This is a genomic window from Sporosarcina ureae DSM 2281 (assembly GCF_000425545.1).
In the GTDB taxonomy this organism is placed as follows: domain Bacteria; phylum Bacillota; class Bacilli; order Bacillales_A; family Planococcaceae; genus Sporosarcina; species Sporosarcina ureae.
The window spans coordinates 36766-55543 of record NZ_AUDQ01000015.1; the positions used below are offsets into that span (position 1 = coordinate 36766).

Consider the following 18778-nt stretch of genomic DNA (forward strand, 5'->3'; position numbering starts at 1 on the left):
TGTTCTATATGTATAGATACGTTGAGGTTCATAGAAAAGTTGCGCTTATTATAATATAAGAGTTGTCCAACCGTCTTGTTGTGTAATTCTTCGTTCTCTCATCAACGTGCCAAGTGCCCGTTTGAAAGCGCCCTTACTCATCTGGAACATTTCATCAATTTCTTCAGGAGTGGATTTATCAGTAAACGGCATTTTACCGCCTGACTGTTCTAAATAGGCTAAAATCTGTTCACCATCTGACTGTAAACGATCTTGCTTTCTCGGCAATAACGAGCCGTTCATCGTGCCATCATCATGGACTTCAATAATACGAACATCTACTTCTTCACCTAATCTTGGCTCTGCTTTACGCTCTGTTTCGTGAACGAAAATACGTTGGATATCTTCAGTCAATAAAAATGTACCGATTGGTAGCAGGCGGTACGCTCTTGCTTTGACATTCTGATTGTACATATCTGTTTCCGCCATTGTATAGTGCTCCTGGATTCTTTCTTCAGTCACTAGACGTCCGAACAAGTTGCCGCCTGGATCTGAACGAAGCGTCATATACAGCTCATCGCCTGGTTGCGGCCATAATTCTTTAATTTGTGGGAAGTCCGCCCGATTGATCAGCACTTCAAAGGATGCGCCGATATCTACATAGGCCCCTTCACTTCTTTCCAAACGAATCACTTTTGCCCAGCCGAATGAATGAACGGTTACTGACGGTATTTGTGCAGTGCCTGTCAGCTCACCCCTTCTATTGATGTAAAGAAAAACTTCGATTGTCGATTGTTCTTGTGCATCCGGTGCTTCAGATTCATTCATATAGATTTCTTCTCCGGCAGCGTCCAATACAAAGCGTGACCCTTCTTTGCGAAGAATTTCAAGTGTTGCGAGTGTACCTGGTTGTAATAATGTCATATAAGATAATCCTTTCTAGAGTGCTTTACTTTTTAATTTTTTTACGAATTCAGGATCAGACTCGAGCGTCTCCACTAGATCAGTAATACGATCCATCGCATTCCAACTTAGGTGATGTTCAATCCCTTCTACGTCTCCGTAGATATTTTCTTCTTCCACACCAATGATACGCAGAAATTGCTCTAGTAATTCATGGCGATGCACAAGTTTTTTACCAAAACGCAAACCACGGTCTGTTAATGCCAACCCCCGGTATCGCTCATAGTGCACATAGCCTTCACGATCCAGGCGCTGAGCCATTTTAGTTACAGATGAAGGAAGCACAGAAAGTGCCTCTGCCACGTCGGACACACGCGCTTCACCTCTCGCTTCTAATTGTAAATAAATTTGTTCAATATAATCTTCCATACTCGGTGTAGCCAAACTATCGCCTCCTCATTTGACAGTCAACATCTACGAATTACTATCTTTAAAGTTTAAGATTTGAAAGCATGGGTAAATTACTTACATAGCAGATAATAATGAAAAGGAGTTGATTCGCTATGGGTCGTATATTATGGCTTGTTATTGTAGTTCTACTAGCATTATGGGTAATTGGTTTAGTAGCAAATATTGGCGGTGGCTTAATCCACACACTTTTAGTAATTGCCGGCATTATCTTTGTCATTCAATTAATAACTGGTAGACGTTCGATATAGTGAAAACTAGTTTATAGTGCTCCTTTTGTGATTAGGTAACGATCGCATACACACATGTGTTGCGTAAGTCTTGCCCATTCGCAGAAGGAGCATTTTTACGTAAAATCCCTTCCAGTTCAAAACTTGTTCGTTTTGCAACTGCACGACCTTTACTGTGATTCTCGTCACAAAGAAATTCTACCCGCGTAGCCGATAGATCTGTAAATGCAAACTTCACAAGCTCTTTGATCGCTTCTGTCATATAGCCTTCGCCTTCAAACTTCGTGTCCAGCCAATACTCTACTTCAAATTTACGAATGTTCCAATCGATACGATGGAAACCAGCGCAACCAATAAATTCACCTGTTTCCTTTAAAAACAGATGAAAGTTCAAAGATTTTCTGCCGATGAATTCCGAAACTGATTGACGAACATATTCTTCTGTTGATTCAATTGTTATTTCCTTCTGCGCCCACCCAGTCCACTTTCGCAACGTAGGCATTGAATGTGATACCGCACCCCAAACATCCATCGAGTCATTTAATTCAGGCGCTCGAATATGTAGCCGTTCAGATTGTAGCTGCTCTTTGAAACCAGGTATGCTCTTTACATAACGTTCCCGATCTTCCCAGTGCACAGGCGTTGTCGTACCCGCCTCATAATCTTCTCTCGTCATTCCATATGTTACCGCATCATAATACGTATTTTCTTTTGGAAGGAACCACGCTTGGCGCAAATGCGCTTCCTTTACAAAACCAGCTCGCTCGAAAGCTTTACGCATGGCTGCATTGTCGTGACGCGTATGTCCTTCTATACGAATTTTATGCTCCGGTAATTCAAACACGTATTGCGTAAGTTTTTTTAGCGCCCGCGAACCATAACCATAACCCCTGAAATCATCGGCAATCCGCAAGTCAAATAATGGGACATCTTCTTGTAAATCATAGACTTTTACGATTCCCACTTTTTCATTTTCACTATTCTCGATCCAGAACGTCTTTACATCATCCGATGCATAACCGCCTTCTTCAATCGACTTTTCAAGCAATTCGCGACCTGGCTGACTACTATCGTGATAAGGCCATGAGTTTGTCGTCATAAACTGAATAAGCAAATCTTGTTCTTCTATCGTCCATTCTTGTAAGCGCATTAAAACTCCTCCATCATGTCTGCCCGTATGCAAGCGCCTGACGTGATATTACATCTTTTGCTGTGCTTCAATTGCATGTTCGTATGCAATTTTCACTAAGTCCGCAACATGTTCGTCTGCTAAAGAGTAGTATACCATTTTTCCACGTCTTTCTGATTTAGCTAATGAATGATCCCGCAAGTAACGTAAATGATGGGAAGCGGTAGCAGATGAAGATTGAATCACTGCCGCTACATCACAGACGCACATTTCCGATTCCAATGTTAGTGAATAAGCAATTCTTAAACGTGTTTCATCAGCCAATGCTTTGAATATTTGTACCATCTCCGTTACATCAGGAAGCTCTTTCCGAATTTTACGAACTACATCTTCGTGCACTATGGTTACTTCACAAGCATCTTGATTTACCACTTTCTCACCCCATTCATTCGACTATAGATTACGGTAATTATATAGATAAGAAGTTGAAAAATCAATTGACTCTAATGTTCATTTGAATCAACCATTGCTACATTTTATCTGTATGTTCTCCGTGAATTTTTTCATATAATTCATCTTCCGTAGAAATATCGGCTAGCTTCACTTTCGATCGATAAGCAGCACGGATAATTACATGGCCAGCAACTGGTGCTGTCAAAAAAACAAAGCCAATACCGAGAAGCAACCGTACACTGATAAAGTTTTCGGAGAAAAGAAAATAGACGAACGCACCGGATAGTGTCAATAATACTGCTAGTGTCGAACTTTTCGTCGCAGCGTGTGACCGAGTGTAGACATCCGGTAAGCGGATTAATCCAAAGACACTCAAGATACTTGCAATAGCACCTGTCAAAATTAATAAAGCTCCTACAAATTCACCGATCTCGCTTACGTTCAACTATTTTCCCCCTCTCGATAAATTTGGAAAATGCGATCGTCCCAATAAAAGAAAGAATACCCAGAATCAAGATCGCTTCCAAAAATGCTTTTGTATTTAAAATCACCGACACGACGGCAATTGTAGCAATTAAATTTACTCCGATTACATCGAGTGCCACCACACGATCTGGAAGCGAAGGACCTAGGATAATTCGGATGACGGCCACCAAAATAGTCAATGCGAATAGTATGACCGATATTGTCAGCATACCTGCTATCATCGCGTCACCTCCATAATCGCTTTCTCAAAATTCTTCAGTTGCTTAATCAATCCGTCGCGCGATTCTTCGACGTCCATTGCGTGAATATATAACTCATTGCCCTCAGCGGATACTTCCATCACGACTGATCCCGGTGTTAAGGTAAGTAGCATAGACAGCATGGTCACTTCCACATCACTCGTCAAGATAGTCTCGTATTTAAAGATTCCCGGCTTGATACGCAGTGTAGGCCGCACGATTTGGGAGATGACCACAATGCTCGACTGCGTCAGTTCCCTGATAAAGATTAACAAGAGCTTGCAGGAAGCATATACTCTGCGTAAATAGAAATGCGTATCGAAAAAACGGCTCATGACAAATATAATGCCGAGTCCGACTAAAAATCCCATGAAAAACGTTGTGAATAATAGTTCATCTTCATCAATCAGTGTCATCCATAAAAAGGCGATAAATAAATTCAGCAGAAGCTGTAATGGCATGTCGTCTCCCCCTCCCTACTCTAAATCGTCGCCTATCACAGCGCGTATATACTGTTTGGGATCTGCTAATGTATCTGCTGCATCCTGAATATAAGGTGACAGCAGTTCTGCACCTATACCTAATCCAACTATGAGTACCGCAAGCAATACGAGTGGCAATCCGATTTTCTTTTGAAATGGCTTCTGATCATCTTCACTAATTATCGTTTCTCCCCAAAAACTATTGAGGAAAACACGAAGAAGTGAATATAATACGCCAATACTTGATAAAAACGACACAGCGAGCAACACGTAAGATCCCGTCTCAATTGCACCTAACCCTATATATACTTTTCCAATAAATCCGCTGAATGGCGGAATTCCGGCAATTGCAAGCATCGTCAAGAAAAATAACCAACCGACTAGCGGGTAGTTTCGGATCAGGCCGCTGATCTCATTGAACTTCGAACGTCCCGTCAAATATACGACAGTACCTGCCAATAGAAACAGCAATGCCTTACTAATCATGTCGTGAATCAAATAATAGCTCGCACCTTGGAAAGCAATATTCGTAGCAATTGCCAGACCTGTCAACACAAAGCCAACGGAAATGATGACATTATACGAGACAATCTGACGTATATCTGAATAGGCTATAGCTCCGAGACAACCCGCAACCATTGTGACAATGGCTAAGACGCCAATGATTTTATAAATAACTGGATCATGTATAAATATTAATGTAAACATGCGATACAACGCATAAATACCGACTTTCGTCAGTAATGCGCCAAACAGTGCAGCGACCGCAGTAGGTGGTGCTGAATAAGAACCTGGCAACCAGAAATAAAGTAGTAAGCCCGCTTTCAAACTAAAGACAATCAAGAAAATAATTGCGATCAACGTCAGTAGCGGTCCTTGTCCCGTTTCTGCTACACGTACAGCGATATGTGCCATGTTTAACGTACCCAGTACACCGTATATATACGCGATGCCCAACAAAAAGAACCAAGATGCTAACACATTAATCAATACATACGTAATACCTTCCTTTAACTGTGTTTTGCGTCCTCCAAGAGTCAGCAGCACATAGGAAGCTAGTAACATGACTTCAAAACAAACAAATAGGTTAAATAAATCGCCAGTCAGAAATGAGCCATTGACTCCTGCTACCAAAAACAGGATGAATGGATAGAAGAACATCGTCTCTGTCTCAATCCCTGTCGTAGCGAATGCATATAGCAAAATAATACTGGAAACGGCGCATGCAACCAGTACGAGTAACATCGCAAATGAATCGCCTACAAACAAAATACCGTGCGGCGGTAACCAATCTCCAAAGTCTAAGCGCATGATGCCATTTAGATGAATGTGATGGAGACAATAGGCAGCTACAGCAGCAGAAGCCATCGTCGTTAGTACACTAAGCACACGTTGCACGCGAATATATGGACGTAAGAATACTAAAATCACACCTACCAAAACAGGCAGGATCATAGGCAATACCAATATATTATTCATCTTGTCGCCCTCGCAATCTAGGTCCACGGCCAGACTCTTGGTACACACGGTAAGATAGTACGAGTAAAAATGCCGTCACCGCGAAGCTGATGACAATCGCCGTCAGAATAAGTGCTTGCGGGAGGGCGTCTGTATATTCCGCAGCTGTCTCCGTAAGCAAAGGCACATCGCCTTTTTTTAATCCGCCCATCGTCAATAATAATAAATGAATGGCATGCGACAGGATTGCTGTCCCTAAAATAATTCGCAACATCTCTTTTGATAAGAGTAAATAAACGCCTACTGCCACTAGCACACCAACCAGAAGGGTAATTAATGTCTCCATTACTCCACATCCTCACTGATTCCCAAAATAATCGTCACGACAACACCGAGGACAGTCAGTGCGACTCCCGCTTCGAAAATCGTCATCGTTCCAAGTTCTGTTTCACCAAAAACCGGTAAATCTACAAGCCATGTCGTCTGTGAAAGAAAGGACTCACCAAACAATATTGACAACATTCCTGTACCTACCGCAAGCAACACGCCAAGTGCCGCCACCCGCTTAAAATCAAACGGCGTTCCCCGGTGAACCGTTTCTATGTCATAAACTAAATACAATAATACAAACGCAGAAGAGAGCACAAGTCCACCAATGAAGCCGCCCCCCGGATTATTATGTCCCGATATAAACAGCTCCACACCAAACGTCAAGATGATGAAAAACACAATCTTCGTCACCGTCTGTAAGATCACATCATTTTTCTTCAGGGTGATCCACCCCCTTCTTGCGACGCAGCTTGACTAATGAATAAACGCCAAGACCTGCGATGAACAATACCAGTACTTCAAGCATCGTATCGAATGCACGGAAGTCACCGAGTATTGTATTCACTACATTCAAGCCGCCTGCAAGCCGTGACGCTGTCTCATAATAGATAGAAATAGACGGATACATGGAATGGCCTTGCACAAGCAAAGCGATAACGGTAACAGCTACCCCGGACGCAACCGCGATCAGTCCATTGCGTATTCGCATAGAAACGGACTTATACTCGTTTTTCCACTCCGGTAAATAGTAGAAGCACAGTAAAAACAGCACCGTTGTAACCGTCTCGACAATTATTTGCGTCAACGCCAGATCCGGGGCACGGAATACGACAAATAGAATGGCGATTGAATAGCCCAGTACTCCGTTAAGAATAATGGCAGTAATCCTAGATTTAGCAAATAAGATCGCTACACTGGAACACATCATCACGAATATAATAATACTTTCATTGATTTCAATCACGGCATCATCTGAGAAGTCGAAAATGAACTGCTGGAAACCTAGCAAGCCTATTCCGACAAGCGCAATGAAAAACAACATGATATACGCAACATAATCTCGTACCGATCCGGTCATATATGTTTTTGTCACAACAGAAGCTACACGTTCTATTCGCTGTAACAATGCATTATATAAGCGATCAAGCGTCCATTGTAAAAAACCTACACTGTAAATCCATTTCCAGTAACGTAATAAACCATATAATAAGATTCCGATGATAATGACACCGATGGTCATGAAGATTGGCATCTCCCAACCATGCCACACGTGTATTTCCGGTACTAGTCCAGGCATCCCCTCATATTGCGGATATACCGCATTCATTGCTGGCCCTAAAATATACGTACCGAGCAAATTCGGGAATATGAAAATAAGTACAACTAGACTACCAAGTACCATAGGTGAGATTAACATTTGAATCGGTGCTTCATGAGCAGGTCGTTGTCCAGGAGCCGGTGCGTGTACTTTACCGAAAAACGTCTGAAACACGATGATCATACAATAAATGAATGTGAATATACTGCCGACCCACGCAATAATTGGGAACAATAAGACCAACGAATCCATTGATAATAGATTGGCTTCTTTTAATGATAGCATTGCTTCAAAAAATAATTCCTTACTTAAGAAGCCGTTAAATGGCGGCAGTCCTGCCATGGAAAAACTGCCAATCAGTGCAATGGTAAATGTGATAGGCATGATGGTTGCCAAGCCACCAAGTCGTTTAATATTACGTGTTCCTAGCTCATGATCTAAAATACCGACGACCATAAATAAAGATCCTTTGAAGGTAGAATGGTTAATCAAATGAAATAATGCAGCGAATGTAGCGGCGGTAAATAACGCAATCTGTGTACTTTCAGAAGAAGCAAATGCTAATGAGCCGATACCAAGCAGGCTCATGATCATTCCCAGTTGACTCACTGTAGAGAACGCGAGCAACGCTTTCAGATCCGTTTGCTTCACCGCGTTAACCGATCCCCACAACATCGTCAGTAACCCTACACAAGATACGACATAAAACCATGTGGTATCACCTGCGAAGACTGGGGTAAACCGCGCTACTAAATAAATACCCGCTTTAACCATCGTGGCGGAGTGTAAGTAGGCACTGACAGGCGTAGGTGCTTCCATCGCGTCAGGTAGCCAAATATGGAATGGAAACTGAGCAGACTTAGTGAACGCGCCAATCAAAACAAGCAACATGGCAGGTATGAACAGTGAATCCGCTGCAATCACTTCCCGCATAGAAATTAGTTCCTGTAAATTGAACGTTCCTGTTATTGTATAAAGCATTAAAAATCCAACTAACATGAAAATACCGCCTGTGACGGTAATCAACATCGATTTCTTCGCTCCGTATCTTGACTGTTTTCGGTGATACCAGAAGGCAATTAGTAAGAAGGAAGAAATACTCGTCAATTCCCAGAATACATACAGGACGATTAGGTTATCGGATAATACAACACCAAGCATAGCCCCCATGAACAATAGTAAATATGTATAAAATCGACCAATCGCTTCCCGTTCAGAAAGGTAGTAGATTGAATACAATACAACTAAACTACCGATTCCCGTGATCAGCAACGCAAAAATCATACTCAATCCATCTAAATGTGTGGAAAAATAGACATCTGCAGAAGGTATCCAAGGAAACGTATATAAATAAGACGCCCCATTCGAAAGCGAAGGAACAAGACGAATCAGTAAGATAAACAAGAACAGTGGAATGGTAATTACAAACCAGCCAATCCGTCTTCCAGTCAAAATTTTGTGTATGAACGGAACTAAACACGCGGCTATAAAAGGAATGAATATTGCTAGTAAGACGGTTATCAATCTAACACCTCCCAGAATCAATTGATTATAAGTGTCAATAGAATGCGTAGAGCCTCTTGACTGTATACAGTACGTTATGCATAATGGGACTCTAAGCGTAGAGTACAATCTCTACTCGAAAGTATACACTACTTTATCAAAAACCGCATAAAAAGCGCGGTCAGCATACTGTAAGGCCAAGTTCGGAATCCTATATAGGATGAGGTTCTCTGGCGGAATTGCAGCGGAAAGCATTCCCCTGAAGTTTGAACCAGTTAGTACTAATTCATAGAATTCGAAGAGGTGATGAGTCATTATGGGCAAAATGAAAAGCCGTATGGACGAGGGAATTCTCGTTTGTGTGTATTACGGTCCAAATGGTGAACGTCTCATTAATAGAGGATATAAAATTGCAACCATCATGGATTGTCCGCTCTATATCTTGACCGTTGATCCTGCGCCACTCGATGATTTCGACGTGGATAAGTCTGAGTATATTGATCGTTGGAAAGAGCTTGCGGAAGAATTAGACGTGGAAGCGTTCATTATTCGCGACGATGAAAAGCGCCCAACCGCAAAAGTGATTAAAGAAGTGGCTCACCAATACGGCATTACACAAATCATCATCGGACAAACCGCGCAAAGTCGCTGGGAGGAAATAACAAAAGGCTCTTTCATGAACGTCTTGTTGAGAGAAATTCCATTTGTTGATTTCCATGTCGTGTCAGTTGATCGGGCGATAAAGAGTGAGACAGAAGGATCGTTTGAAAAAGGCGTACGCGCGTATTTAATTCCAGATGGAGATAGCTTCCGTATCAACTTCACGCTTTCGAAGCACGCCCAATATGAAGGAATCTTCTTTAAGGAAATTGGGACCGACTTCAACAACGGGGTTTTTAAGTTCATGCAGAATAGTAAGATATGCCAAGTGCAAATAGAAGACGACCAAGTGCTCGACTCAAGTAAGATTCAATGCAAGATACAAAATTAACACTACGAGAGATGTCCCGGAACGGGGCATCTCTCTTTTTGTATGTATGTAAGTTCAAGATCCAAGAATTTATACAATGGGAGTTACGTGGTAAGTACGAGGGGAATGAAAGCGTCCCCTCCGTAGTTCTAATCCTCACCACCAACACCCTGCCAGCCTCTATATCCAACTTTTCACATCAAAAAAAAGAGTTATCCCGAGAGGTCATGAAAATAATGACTTCGCAGACAATTTCTATCGCCTCTGTTATTCAGAAAGTTCTTCCCCTACAATCTTCACTTCCATCTCCAGATCAATACCGAAATTCTTCTTCACTTCCGCTTTGACCATCTCAATCGTCTGAATATAATCTGCCGCCGTGGCATTATTTTTATTGACGATGAACCCCGCGTGTTTAGTAGACACTTCTGCTCCACCAAACCCTTTACCCTGCAAGCCGCTATCCTGGATCAATTTTCCAGCGAAATAGCCCGGCGGACGTTTGAACACACTACCTGCCGATGGATATTCAAGTGGCTGTTTGGATTCACGTTGGAACGTTAAGTCGGCAACTGCCGCATCGATATCACACTGTTCACCTTGAGTGAGCCAGAATTCTGCAGATAGGACATAGTAGCCTTCTGTAGTAATAATGCTTTTACGATATCCTAGTTCTAATTCATCTTTTGAAAGCACGAAAATTTTTCCAGTAGTATCCATTACAGTCGCATGATGAATAATATCTTTAATTTCTCCACCGTACGCTCCAGCGTTCATTGCCATTGCACCGCCAATTGAACCCGGTATTCCACAAGCAAACTCCAGACCAGTTAAACAAGCTATTGCCGCTTGTTTGGAAGCGTCAATAATATTCGCGCCAGCTTCCGCTATCATTCTATTACCATCAATCTTAATATTGTTGAGGTTTGCCATATACATTACAATCCCACGAACACCACCGTCACGAACGACCATATTCGAACCGTTCCCCAGTAATAAAATCGGAATTTCATTAGTAAAAGCATAGCTAACAACGGCTTGCACTTCTTCTATTGTGCCAGGCGCCGCGACAACATCTGCTTTACCACCTAGACGTGTTTTCGTATATTTGTTTAGTGGCTCATCAAGTAATAACCAACCGCTTTGTATATTCTTTTGAAGATCTTCAAACCATCGATGTTTTGACATCTACATCAAGTCCTTTCAGTATACGTGTCCCCAGTTTTACGGAAACAATCTTATCCATCTATTAGTATGCTTGCAATCCGTCTTTTTGACAAGGTTTTTCATTTTGACTTTCAACCTTTTTTCAATTACAGTTTAGCTAACTAAATTTCCATTAGGAGGAGTGAAAGTGAATACATGGAAGGTAGATAAGAGTGCGTCCACTGTCGGCTTTTCCGTTCCACATATGATGGTATCAACTGTCACGGGAACGTTTGAAGAATTTTCAGGAGAATTACAAGGAAACATAGCCGATCTGACGAAAACCAAGATTAGTTTTCAAGTAATCGTCGCTTCAATCCAGACAAAGAATAGAGACCGTGATCTACATCTATGCTCGGTGGACTTTTTTGATGCTGAAACTTTCCCTGAAATGACATTCTCTTCTCGTGCAATTTATAACGATACAGACGGTAGATATCAAATGTCCGGAGACTTGACTGTTAAACATACGACCAAAAGAGCAATATTTTGCATCACTCCTCAAGAAGTGACTGTATTCGGAGCTACATATTTTGTTGAGGGTGAGATCAAACGAAAAGATTTCGGATTAATGTGGAATCGGGCAATCGAAGCTGGCGGTGTGATGGTTGGAGAGGTGATAAATATTAAGATGTCGGTTGTAATTTGCAAAGGTGAAAAATAACGGGAGCATCGTGAATTGACGTTCGTAACGAAAGTGCCCTATTAACAATTCACTAACGTACTGTTTCAAAATGAAATAAAAGACTGAAGACGAAACGCCTCGTAATTCTATAGAGTTTTCTTCAGTCCTATAAAACAGCTCAATTATTTAGATATCACAAGTCTCATCATCACACTGCCCACCATCATTTGTACCAAGTACTTGTAACTTAGGTTTGGCCATACCCTCTTCTTCAGCTATTTTTTCAAGCGCTTCAACAAATGCCTCTGTAGGCTGCGCTCCACTTATAGCATATTTACGATTAATTACGAAGAATGGCACGCCTTGGACACCAATTTCCTGCGCTTCTTTGATATCAATTTTTACTTCATCCTCGAAATTATTACTATGAAGCATCTCACTAGTTTTCTTTGCATCTAATCCAGCTTCTGTCGCGATCGCTACGAGTACTTCTTCCGTATCAATGCGCTCTCCCTCCACGAAGTAGCCATGCAAGAGACGCTCTGTTACTTCCTTTTCCACACCGTGCTTCTCCGCGAATTTCGATAGACGATGTGCATCCAGCGTATTAGACGTTTTCATTTTATCCACTTGATAGTGAAGATCAACCGATTTTGCTTGCTCTTCTATATTATTCAGCATGTTTTTCGCTTCTGTTTTGCTGACATTGTACTTTCCTGCTAACCTTTCCACTACCGATTGGTCTGAAGCTACTGGTGTATTCGGATCTAGCTGATACGCCTTGAATATAACCTCCGACTTTTCTTCCAGCCTTAATTGTTTCAAGGCATGCTCTAAACGTCTTTTTCCAATATAGCAAAACGGACAAACATAATCTGACCATACTTCAATTTTCATTTTTTTGCCCCACCTTTCTATTCTCTATTTTAGATTCAAGTAAAGTTGGCAACAATGTTAATGCTTGGATTATATAATTATACAGAATGAGGTGTCGGAATGAATGAATCTCTATGGCTTGCCACCGCTTATCCGAAGTCTACCTATCCAACAGTAGATGATGATGTAACTTGCGATGTATTAATCATAGGAGGCGGACTGAGCGGGATAGCAAATGCTTATTTTTTGGCTAAGCAAGGAAAGAGCGTTGTGTTGCTTGAGAAAAATAGTTTGTTGCATGGAGCAACCGGAAATTCTACAGGTAAATTAACTGCCCAACATGACTTGGTATATGCGGACATGATCGAACAGTTTGGTGTAGAGAGCGCAAAACAATATTTCGATGTAAATGAACAAGCTGTTGATTTTGCGCGATCCATTGCAGAGTCAGACCAGCTGCAAACCGCACACTCCGCGCTATATTCCCAAACGGCAGAAGGTACAGAACGATTACTGGCAGAGAAAAAGGCATATGAAGCGATTGGGATTCCTTTTATACTTGCGGGCAGTGCTTCCTACTTACCTTTTGAAACAGCCCATACTTTACTGATTGAAGACGAAGCACAAATACATCCAGTGCGTTTTGGACAACGATTAGCACAGCTCGCTGTGAAAGAAGGTGCACGCATCTTTGAACATGCACAAGTAGCGGCATTGGATACTGATCGTCATTTTGTCAAACTCTCTTCATCTAAAGTAGTCAGTTATCGACAACTAGTTATCTGCTCACATTATCCAATTGAGGCCCTAGAAGGCATGCAAATTCTTAAACTGGACGTCGAGCGCTCCTATATTGCTGCGGCAAAAACGGAGACTCCATTTGATCATCAATTTATCTCGGTAGATGAGCCGAAGCGCTCGATACGGACAGCGACAATCGATGACCAGTCTTACTTATTACTATGCGCTCAATCTCATCCTGCGGGCTCGGAAAAAGAAACACAACTTCATTACGACAGCTTGACAGAGGATATTAAAACGACATTGGGGCATCCCGATGTTGTCTACAAATGGTCGGCTCAGGATCCGTCCACACCTGATTTGGTGCCTTATGCAGGAGCTATTTCAAACTCGTCGCCAGACGTCTATATTAGTACAGGCTATCGGAAATGGGGACTATCTAATTCCTTAGCTTGTGCGGAAATCATCTCGGATGCGATTGTCGGTCGATCGAATGCCGCAAGCGAATTATTTTCTCCTAGCAGAACAGATTTCGGCTCTTTATCCAGCCGTGCTCTACTATTAGCTGGACGTACCGTAAAGGAATTTGCCGGAGGACATATCGCCCGGACCGACTCGCCGATCTGTACGCATATGGGGTGCCGTACCCGCTGGAATAAAGGAGACCAAACGTGGGACTGTCCATGTCACGGATCCCGTTTTCGTGCAGATGGAACCGTGTTGGAAGGTCCTGCCACACAACCCCTAGATTTAGGATAAAAAAACTGTCACAGAAGATCGGGCTACCGATTTCCGTGACAGTCTGGTGTTTATGAAAGTGCTTCAGTCAATACAGGTACAATTTGCTTCTTACGTGAAACGATACCTTTTAACAAAGCCGTATTATTATTGAACGCTACATTAAATGCAGATCCTGCACGTTCAGCTTCTTTTCCGAGTGCAATGATTACGGAATCGCTATTGATGATATCCGTCACAACAAACAGGAATAAGTCTAGCTCTTTTTGCTTGATTACATTATTTAATTCCGCTTCCAGTTCATCTTGTCGGCCAAGGATATCTTGCAAGTCTACTGCATTTACTTGTGCAATTACCATTTTCACATCGCCGAAAATAAATTCCTTCGAATCCAGATTAGCTAAATCCTTTACAGATACCGAGCTTAAGTCCGCTCCAGCTTTCAACATGTCCAAACCGTAAACAGCAGCATCTACTTCTGCAATTGCAGCCAGTTCTTCAGCTGCTGCCTGGTCTTGATCTGTAAATGTTGGTGATTTGAATAATAATGAATCTGATACGATCGCAGAAAGCATTAAGCCCGCAATGTTCTTTGGAATTTCAACGCCATGCTCTTTGAATAATTTGTTCAAAATCGTTGCCGTACAGCCTACTGGCTCCGCACGATAATACAATGGATCGTTTGTCTGGAAGTTCGCGATACGGTGATGATCAATCACTTCCAACACTTGTACATCATCCAAGTCATCCACACTTTGTTGTTTCTCATTATGATCGACTAAGATGACTTGAGATGTCTCAGGTGCCGCTTTTTCAATTAAGCGTGGTGCTTCAAAACCGAAAGTTTCAAGCGCATACGCTGTTTCTTTTGTAATATTACCTAGACGAACAGCTTCTGCATCCACTCCGATTTGTTGTTTAAGATAAGCATACGTAATCGCAGATGCAATGGAATCGGTATCCGGGTTTTTATGCCCAATAACTAACACTTTTGACATTTGTTAATTCCTCCTATTTCACTATGTTTACTGACTATATTCTACCACACTATTCAAGATTGACTAGTGGGAAATAGTAAAGATTGTATTTCTTCCTTATTATGAAGGAAATCTGCAATCGTGTAACGGTCTAGCACTTCAAAGTAAGCTTGAAGCGCTTCGTATAATACACCTCTTAGCTGGCAGGCTTGAGACAACACACACATATTTTTACTCGGATCAAAACATTCGACTAAGTGAAAATCGTCTTCTGTTTTTCGAACTAGTTCGCCTACATTTATGCTATGTGGATCTACACTGAGACGGATTCCACCACCACGACCACGAGTGGTTACAATCAGTTCCAGTTTTCCTAACTCATGGACTATTTTGGTGAGGTGATTTTTCGAGATTTGATAAGCATCCGAGATTTCTTGAACTGTAGATAGTTCATCCGATTGCTTGGAAGCTAAAAAAATCAGAACACGCAGCGAATAATCTGTATACATCGTTAAACGCATAATATCACCACTTTCTACTCTCACCTTATTATAGCATTTTCAATCGAAAAATCATTGATTGACACTGAGCGTTACACTTATAAGCTTAGCTACTTTTTGAATAGAATGTGACAACATTCACATTTTATTTTTAAACATGTATTTTAAATATATCTTTTAGATTCTAAATGATTTATGATAGAGATATCAAATACGGAGAGGTTGTGTATTCACAATGTTAGATCAAAAAACTATCGACATTATCAAATCCACAGTACCAGTACTAGAGGAACACGGAACAGCCATTACTACGGCGTTCTACAAAAATATGTTCGTGGCTCATCCGGAATTACTAGACATTTTCAACCACGCTAATCAGTCGCAAGGACGTCAGCAGACAGCTCTTGCAAACACAGTATACGCAGCTGCGCAACATATCGATAACCTAGAAGCCATTCTACCGGTTGTTGTACAAATCGCGCACAAGCACGTATCTCTTGGAATCTTGCCGGAACATTATCCAATTGTCGGAGAGTATCTGTTAAAAGCTATCAAAGAAGTACTTGGTGATGCAGCGACTCCTGAAATTATGGATGCATGGGAAGCCGCTTACGGTGTAATCGCTGGCGCATTCATCGGTGTAGAAAAAGATATGTATGAGAATACAGAAAAAGCCGATGGCGGATGGCACTTATTCAAAGACTTCGAGATCGTCGACAAAGTAGAAGAAAGTGATGTCATTACTTCATTCTACTTAAAACCTGTTGATGGCAAAAAATTGCCATACTATTTACCGGGACAATACATTACGATTCGTTTGGAAATCCCAGGCGCAAAAAATATTGTCAACCGTCAGTACAGCTTGTCTCAAAAATCAAATGACGAGACTTTCCGTATCTCAGTTAAACGTGAAGATACATTAACACCAAACGGCGTAGTTTCTTGCTACTTGCATGAAAATGCAAGTGTAGGCGACATCATCGAAGTAAGTGCTCCAGCAGGCGACTTCTACTTAGATCCTACTGGCACAGCACCTGTTACTTTAATCAGCGGTGGGGTTGGTATTACACCAATGAAAGCTATGTATTCAACTATTGCAGACTTGTCTCCAGAACGTGAAGTAGCATTCTTGCACTCTGCACGTACACGTAGTCAACAAGCATTTGCGAATAAATTAGAGCATATAAATGCAAAACTGCCAAACTCTACGTACAAAGCTCTATATTCAGAAGAGGGAGACGGCATGTTCACACGTCAGTTCTTAGAAGAAAACGTTATTGCAGACAGTGATGTCTATGTATGTGGACCAACTGGTTTCATGGAGTTCGTTATTCAACAACTTCACGCAATGGGAATTCCAGAAGATAAAATTCACTTCGAATTCTTCGGCCCAGCTGTAGCACTTCAATTACAATCTGTTTAACCATAAACAACCCCCGCGAATGTGAATAATTCGCGGGGGTATTTTTATACTTTATTAGGCATACGGATTGAAGACATAATGAGTGCAGCTACTAAAAATAGACCTAAATAACCGACGACCGGATATAGTGTATTGACCAATTTCGTGAATCCAAAAAAGCTCAATGCATAGCCAATTACTAATGAAAATGCTATGAATAACTTAAATTTCATCGTTCCACTTTGGATGAATCGAGCACCAAACGCATAGAACATACTGACCGCTGTATTGAAGATCATACCGTATAAAATAACTGCCATGAAGATTGCAAAGATCGGTGAAATATTATTGATAATTGCAAGCATCGGCAAATCTGCTCCTGCAACATTTTCCACCTGTGAAAAAATCGCCAAGTGACTTAACAGTATTAAAATACCTAATCCAAGACCACCTACGAATCCACCTCGTGCTGCAATCTTTTCATCTCTTTCCGCACCGCCCATAACAATTGCCATCGAAGCACCTACCGCAATATTAAATGACACATAGTTAATGGCAGATATGAACCAGTTAGGCAATGTCGTAGGCAATGCTTGTGCGACAGGGTCTAGAACCGCGAATGTTGTATCCATCGTGACGATACTGTAAACAGATACGACAACTACTGTAATAATTAAAAAGGGTGTTATACTCCCTATTACAGCAACTACTTTATCTACGTTTAATAATATCGTCAAGAACACTAAAATCATCATAAGCAAACTGCCTACAAATGTCGGTAAGCCAAATTGCTGATGTAAGTTAGCACCGGCACCCGCCAGCATCACCACACCCACGCCAAATAATGTAAAGATGATAATACCATCCACTATTACACCTAAATAGCGCCCACTGATTTTGTAGATTACGTCTTTGTGTGAAGGTGTTCGCATTCGACTTCCAAGACGCGTTAATGTCATTCCTAAGTAAGCGAACAGCGCCGTACAAATCACTGCGCCAATCATGCCTAAGTAACCGAAACTCGTAAAATACGTCATAATTTCATTACCGGAAGCAAATCCCGCCCCTACGATAATCCCAATAAATGCACTGCCCATTTTCAATATTTTCTTCATAATTTCCCCTATTCTTCTCTGTAACCAAGCAAATTCGAGATGTTCATTCATCTATTTTCTATATTTAGAGACGAATGGGTTGTCTTTTTCAAAGAAACGCCAAGGATAATGCACGGCTTCACCAGTGTTGCCAATCCCGACCCGAGGACCCGTTTCTATTTCAGCCTGAGGCAAGCCTTCTGCTATATAGAGAGGCTTCTGTGTCCAATGATGGCCGTAGTATGACATCGTCACGCCAAGAGCTTTGGAGAGCTTCCCGGGTCCATTTGTAAGATCGGTCTCTTTCTTAATGTGTATGCCACGACGTTGTTGCATATGACGTACTCCTTCTATTGGTTCACCTGCTCGCAGTAATACAGCATGCGGTGTCCCCTCTTGTGCACAGACCACATTCATTAGTGTGTGCGTGTGCATTTGATATGTATAGACGGAACCCGGCTTACCGAACATAATTTCTGTACGCTTTGTTCTACGATTACCATAACTATGCGCAGCACGGTCCTCAGCTCCATGATACGCTTCAGTTTCCACAATTCTAACCACTGATAGTCCTTCGGGTTCCTCATGGACAATATATTGACCGACCAAATTACGGGCAAGCTCTAGTACAGGTACATTGAAGAAAGATGAATCAATCGGTTCATACATAC

22 protein-coding genes are annotated in these 18778 nt (G+C 41.7%); 5 read left to right on the forward strand and 17 right to left on the reverse strand.

Going from position 1 to position 18778, the window contains the following annotated elements; genetic code table 11:
* Nucleotides 1–48: 48 nt before the first annotated feature.
* Nucleotides 49–903, reverse strand: a complete 855-nt coding sequence (locus H605_RS0113695; protein ID WP_029054748.1) for a CvfB family protein — start codon at nt 901–903, stop codon at nt 49–51.
* A gap of 15 nt (nt 904–918) precedes the next feature.
* Nucleotides 919–1326 carry a transcriptional regulator MntR gene (gene mntR, locus H605_RS0113700; protein ID WP_029054749.1) on the reverse strand — a complete coding sequence of 136 codons (408 nt, stop codon included), beginning with the start codon at nt 1324–1326 and terminating at the stop codon, nt 919–921.
* 119 nt (nt 1327–1445) lie between these two features.
* Between mntR and H605_RS19015 the strand changes: the two genes are divergently transcribed.
* Nucleotides 1446–1601 (forward strand): lmo0937 family membrane protein, encoded by a 156-nt coding sequence (locus tag H605_RS19015; protein WP_143560758.1) that lies wholly within the window; start codon nt 1446–1448, stop codon nt 1599–1601.
* A gap of 31 nt (nt 1602–1632) precedes the next feature.
* Here H605_RS19015 and H605_RS0113710 read toward each other — a convergent pair whose 3' ends face one another.
* From H605_RS0113710 to H605_RS0113750, 9 genes are all read right to left on the reverse strand, one after another.
* Nucleotides 1633–2730 carry a GNAT family N-acetyltransferase gene (locus H605_RS0113710; RefSeq protein WP_029054750.1) on the reverse strand — a complete coding sequence of 366 codons (1098 nt, stop codon included), beginning with the start codon at nt 2728–2730 and terminating at the stop codon, nt 1633–1635.
* A 48-nt stretch (nt 2731–2778) separates the two neighbouring features.
* Nucleotides 2779–3141: an ArsR/SmtB family transcription factor gene (locus H605_RS0113715; protein WP_029054751.1), complete on the reverse strand. Its 363-nt coding sequence runs from the start codon at nt 3139–3141 to the stop codon at nt 2779–2781.
* A gap of 97 nt (nt 3142–3238) precedes the next feature.
* Nucleotides 3239–3607 (reverse strand): monovalent cation/H(+) antiporter subunit G, encoded by a 369-nt coding sequence (gene mnhG, locus H605_RS0113720; protein WP_029054752.1) that lies wholly within the window; start codon nt 3605–3607, stop codon nt 3239–3241.
* Nucleotides 3585–3869, reverse strand: a complete 285-nt coding sequence (locus H605_RS0113725; RefSeq protein ID WP_029054753.1) for a Na(+)/H(+) antiporter subunit F1 — start codon at nt 3867–3869, stop codon at nt 3585–3587. The genes mnhG and H605_RS0113725 overlap by 23 nt, the downstream gene beginning before the upstream one ends.
* A complete protein-coding gene (locus H605_RS0113730) occupies nt 3866–4348 on the reverse strand; it encodes a Na+/H+ antiporter subunit E (protein ID WP_029054754.1) in 483 nt (160 codons plus the stop codon). The genes H605_RS0113725 and H605_RS0113730 overlap by 4 nt, the downstream gene beginning before the upstream one ends.
* A 15-nt stretch (nt 4349–4363) precedes the next feature.
* Nucleotides 4364–5848, reverse strand: coding sequence for a Na+/H+ antiporter subunit D (locus H605_RS0113735; RefSeq protein ID WP_029054755.1), 1485 nt, complete (start codon nt 5846–5848; stop codon nt 4364–4366).
* Nucleotides 5841–6173 carry a Na(+)/H(+) antiporter subunit C gene (locus H605_RS0113740; RefSeq protein ID WP_029054756.1) on the reverse strand — a complete coding sequence of 111 codons (333 nt, stop codon included), beginning with the start codon at nt 6171–6173 and terminating at the stop codon, nt 5841–5843. The genes H605_RS0113735 and H605_RS0113740 overlap by 8 nt, the downstream gene beginning before the upstream one ends.
* Nucleotides 6173–6598: a Na(+)/H(+) antiporter subunit B gene (locus H605_RS0113745; protein WP_029054757.1), complete on the reverse strand. Its 426-nt coding sequence runs from the start codon at nt 6596–6598 to the stop codon at nt 6173–6175. The genes H605_RS0113740 and H605_RS0113745 overlap by 1 nt, the downstream gene beginning before the upstream one ends.
* On the reverse strand, nt 6585–8999 hold the full coding sequence (locus H605_RS0113750; protein ID WP_029054758.1) for a Na+/H+ antiporter subunit A: 2415 nt from the start codon (nt 8997–8999) through the stop codon (nt 6585–6587). Before H605_RS0113750 ends, H605_RS0113745 begins: the two co-directional genes overlap by 14 nt.
* 295 nt (nt 9000–9294) lie before the next feature.
* Here H605_RS0113750 and H605_RS0113755 point away from each other — a divergent pair, with 295 nt between their 5' ends.
* Nucleotides 9295–9969: an adenine nucleotide alpha hydrolase family protein gene (locus tag H605_RS0113755; RefSeq protein ID WP_029054759.1), complete on the forward strand. Its 675-nt coding sequence runs from the start codon at nt 9295–9297 to the stop codon at nt 9967–9969.
* A gap of 246 nt (nt 9970–10215) precedes the next feature.
* Here H605_RS0113755 and murB read toward each other — a convergent pair whose 3' ends face one another.
* Nucleotides 10216–11136 (reverse strand): UDP-N-acetylmuramate dehydrogenase, encoded by a 921-nt coding sequence (gene murB / locus H605_RS0113760; RefSeq protein ID WP_029054760.1) that lies wholly within the window; start codon nt 11134–11136, stop codon nt 10216–10218.
* Between the two features lie 166 nt (nt 11137–11302).
* Here murB and H605_RS0113765 point away from each other — a divergent pair, with 166 nt between their 5' ends.
* Nucleotides 11303–11818 carry a YceI family protein gene (locus tag H605_RS0113765; protein ID WP_037562101.1) on the forward strand — a complete coding sequence of 172 codons (516 nt, stop codon included), beginning with the start codon at nt 11303–11305 and terminating at the stop codon, nt 11816–11818.
* 147 nt (nt 11819–11965) lie between these two features.
* Here H605_RS0113765 and H605_RS0113770 read toward each other — a convergent pair whose 3' ends face one another.
* Complete coding sequence (locus tag H605_RS0113770) at nt 11966–12676, reverse strand: DsbA family oxidoreductase (protein ID WP_029054762.1); 711 nt, start codon at nt 12674–12676, stop codon at nt 11966–11968.
* A gap of 99 nt (nt 12677–12775) precedes the next feature.
* Here H605_RS0113770 and H605_RS0113775 point away from each other — a divergent pair, with 99 nt between their 5' ends.
* Complete coding sequence (locus H605_RS0113775; RefSeq protein ID WP_029054763.1) at nt 12776–14155, forward strand: FAD-dependent oxidoreductase; 1380 nt, start codon at nt 12776–12778, stop codon at nt 14153–14155.
* Nucleotides 14156–14205: 50 nt separating this feature from the next.
* Here H605_RS0113775 and H605_RS0113780 read toward each other — a convergent pair whose 3' ends face one another.
* Together H605_RS0113780 and H605_RS0113785 are read right to left on the reverse strand one after the other, a co-directional pair.
* On the reverse strand, nt 14206–15132 hold the full coding sequence (locus tag H605_RS0113780; protein ID WP_029054764.1) for a manganese-dependent inorganic pyrophosphatase: 927 nt from the start codon (nt 15130–15132) through the stop codon (nt 14206–14208).
* Nucleotides 15133–15185: 53 nt separating this feature from the next.
* Complete coding sequence (locus H605_RS0113785) at nt 15186–15632, reverse strand: RrF2 family transcriptional regulator (RefSeq protein WP_029054765.1); 447 nt, start codon at nt 15630–15632, stop codon at nt 15186–15188.
* A 190-nt stretch (nt 15633–15822) separates the two neighbouring features.
* On the opposite strand from H605_RS0113785, the gene hmpA reads away from it, so the two are divergent.
* Nucleotides 15823–17034: an NO-inducible flavohemoprotein gene (gene hmpA / locus H605_RS0113790; RefSeq protein ID WP_420804873.1), complete on the forward strand. Its 1212-nt coding sequence runs from the start codon at nt 15823–15825 to the stop codon at nt 17032–17034.
* A 44-nt stretch (nt 17035–17078) separates the two neighbouring features.
* On the opposite strand, the gene H605_RS0113795 is transcribed toward hmpA, so the two are convergent.
* Nucleotides 17079–18128, reverse strand: coding sequence for a YkvI family membrane protein (locus tag H605_RS0113795; protein ID WP_029054767.1), 1050 nt, complete (start codon nt 18126–18128; stop codon nt 17079–17081).
* A 51-nt stretch (nt 18129–18179) separates the two neighbouring features.
* Nucleotides 18180–18776, reverse strand: a complete 597-nt coding sequence (locus H605_RS0113800) for a DNA-3-methyladenine glycosylase (RefSeq protein ID WP_029054768.1) — start codon at nt 18774–18776, stop codon at nt 18180–18182.
* Nucleotides 18777–18778 lie beyond the last annotated feature (2 nt).